The following is a 2,431-nucleotide window of genomic DNA, read 5'->3' on the forward strand; positions in this document are numbered from 1 at the left end:
TTCCATAACTCCTGTCCTATGTTTATGTGTCATAATCACGTTTTTATGCGCAAATTTCAAAATCTCTTCGACACCTTCAAACGGTTTCATATCTTTTGGAGTAAACTGTTTCTTCAAAACTTTAATCTGTTCTTCCTGTTCATTTGAAATGTTGTAATATTGAATTGCGTGGGAATATGATATTTTTAAGTTTTTGTATATTTCTTGTTTATCTACTGCATCACCTAATATTTCAGAAAGCATCATTGTATATGCAGGATACGTATTAAATAACGTCCCATCAAAATCCCATAAAATATTCATTTTATACACCTTCTATTTTATACTTACATTGTTACATATTGCGTATTACGAAATCCGCCAAATCCCTCGGTGATTCCTTTTCCAAATAATACTCCTCAGCTTTCCAATACCTACTTTGAAACTTTGGAAGGTTCTTCTGCGTTTCCTCACTCTCGCGAAGAAACCTTGTCTCTCTTGAACAATCCAAATACACCATATAATGAAAGAAATTTCTCCATTCTTTTCGCTGCAGAAAAACACCTTCAACAATTATTACACCTACTAAAGGAAGCTGTATTTCTTTCATTTCACATATGTCTGTTTCATCATGATAGAAAGGCAATTGTACTTGTATATCGCTTTGTAACTTCCAAAAAAAGTTTCGCTGCAACCACTCTATATCCCATTGAAGGTTGTAGTACTCATACCATTCTGCAAATCCAGTATTATATCGCTTGTTACGCTCGGTAATGTGATCGTCAATATGAAAAATATGAAACAGGATTCCACTTTGCTTCATATCTGCTTCCAACTCTTTAACCAAAGTTGTTTTACCCGAACGACTTAGTCCGTCTATACCTAGTATAAATCGCTCATCTTTATGTTCCTTAATAACTTTCATTATTTCATTTGTGCTCATTACTTTTTCCAATCTTCTTTTAATAATGAATAAACGACCGTGTCATGAGCAACATCATTTTGAATCATATATTTTCGAAGTAATCCTTCTTCTTGAAATCCGGCTTTTTTTAATAAATTACGGGAAGCTTCATTTTCTATATATACGACAGCTGCAATTCTTATAAAGTGCAACGTTTCAAATCCGTAAGCTAGCATTGCTTGCAGTGCTTCGGTTGCGTATCCTTGTCCCCAATATGTATCATCTAGCTCATAACCAATTTCAGCTCGTTTATGATGATTGTTAATTAAATGAAATCCACACGTACCAATTAATTGATCTGTGCCTTTCTTCTCTATTCCCCAGCGAAATACACTTCCCTCTTCATTACGCTTTCTAAACGTTTGAATAGTCGTTTTTGCTTGCTCAACATTTTCGAAAGAGTCCATTCCAAAATAACGAATAACGGATTCTTTTGAAAAATAATGGAACATTGTTTCTGCATCTAATAGTGTAAGTTCTCTTAATAGTAAACGTTCTGTTTCTAATTTTGGAAACCCCATCCTCTTTTTCTCCTTCTATTCTAATGAACTACAAATTTCAATATAATTACCGTCTGGGTCAGCAATGTAAGCAATTGTTTGTCCCCACGGTTTTACGATTGGCTCAACTAGAACTTTAACCCCTTGTTCTTTTAATTTCTCAATCGTTTCCTTAACATCATCTACAACAAATCCTATTTCAAAATGAGAAGATTGTAGTACACCTTCTGTAAGAGGTAATCCCGTTAACTCCTTAACATCCTCTCGTGTATTCATCGCTAAAATTGTTGCTCCTGTTTCAAATTCAATATATGTACCGTGCTCTGCTCTTATTGGTAATTTTAAAATTTCTTTATAAAACTGAAGACATTGTTCAAACTTTTCTACATATAAAATAATGTATTTCATTTTTAAGTTCATAATTATTCCCCCTTTACCTTCACCTCTAAAAATTCGACAAATGTTTTTAAAAACCTTGTACCTTATAGAGATGAGCACAAAAAAATGAGGCCGATTTCTCGGCCCCCAGCTTATTGGCATAAAACAGGAGATTTGGTTTGGACATAACCAGTTCTTACATTTATTATATTTTATTTTTTCTGAATTTTAAATATAATATACACCTATTTATGTTGAGAAAGTTTTTTCTACGTGATCATAAAACTATGTGCATAAAATCATACCGCTTAAGAAATGCTACAAATGGAGGTGTATACATATGGAACCAATGCTATGTCCAAGCTGTAAAACGAACCGAACTCGCTTTAATATTCTTGAGCAACAAGTAAAACCAGTGAAATTAAATCCACAAACTGGTCAAGTAGAAGAAGAATACACAAACGAAACGATGAATGCTTTTCATATGGCTTATCAAGGACCTACTTATCGCGTCCAATGTGCTGTATGCGGGCTTGTTGAAAACCCAGAGCAATTTATAAAACCTGCGCAAAATCAGTCTTTCTCATAAAATCGTTACTATCCCTTATAG

5 protein-coding genes are annotated in these 2,431 nt (G+C 33.7%); 1 reads left to right on the forward strand and 4 read right to left on the reverse strand.

From position 1 onward, the window contains the following. The 4 genes from AB3X49_RS21385 to AB3X49_RS21400 all read right to left on the reverse strand — a co-directional run. The coding region (locus AB3X49_RS21385; protein ID WP_367964599.1) for an HAD hydrolase-like protein at positions 1-303 on the reverse strand (303 nt) is incomplete at its 3' end. A gap of 31 nt (positions 304-334) precedes the next feature. Next, the gene (locus tag AB3X49_RS21390) at positions 335-922 is read right to left on the reverse strand and encodes a kinase (RefSeq protein WP_367964601.1); all 588 of its coding nucleotides are present in this window, start codon (positions 920-922) and stop codon (positions 335-337) included. Further along, complete coding sequence (locus AB3X49_RS21395) at positions 922-1,464, reverse strand: GNAT family N-acetyltransferase (RefSeq protein WP_002110526.1); 543 nt, start codon at positions 1,462-1,464, stop codon at positions 922-924. Before AB3X49_RS21395 ends, AB3X49_RS21390 begins: the two co-directional genes overlap by 1 nt. Before the next feature lie 15 nt (positions 1,465-1,479). Beyond that, a complete protein-coding gene (locus tag AB3X49_RS21400) occupies positions 1,480-1,863 on the reverse strand; it encodes a VOC family protein (protein ID WP_070139481.1) in 384 nt (127 codons plus the stop codon). A gap of 298 nt (positions 1,864-2,161) precedes the next feature. Between AB3X49_RS21400 and AB3X49_RS21405 the strand changes: the two genes are divergently transcribed. Beyond that, on the forward strand, positions 2,162-2,410 hold the full coding sequence (locus tag AB3X49_RS21405) for a hypothetical protein (RefSeq protein ID WP_000433610.1): 249 nt from the start codon (positions 2,162-2,164) through the stop codon (positions 2,408-2,410). Positions 2,411-2,431 lie beyond the last annotated feature (21 nt).

The organism is Bacillus sp. C30, from assembly GCF_040838255.1.
GTDB lineage: Bacteria > Bacillota > Bacilli > Bacillales > Bacillaceae_G > Bacillus_A > Bacillus_A mycoides.

Excerpts from the sequence above, each read along its gene's own strand:
- AB3X49_RS21390 (WP_367964601.1), bottom strand. The coding sequence starts at position 922 with ATGAGCACAAATGAAATAATGAAAGTTATTAAGGAACATAAAGATGAG.
- AB3X49_RS21395 (WP_002110526.1), bottom strand. The coding sequence starts at position 1,464 with ATGGGGTTTCCAAAATTAGAAACAGAACGTTTACTATTAAGAGAACTT.
- AB3X49_RS21400 (WP_070139481.1), bottom strand. The coding sequence starts at position 1,863 with ATGAACTTAAAAATGAAATACATTATTTTATATGTAGAAAAGTTTGAA.
- AB3X49_RS21405 (WP_000433610.1), top strand. The coding sequence starts at position 2,162 with ATGGAACCAATGCTATGTCCAAGCTGTAAAACGAACCGAACTCGCTTT.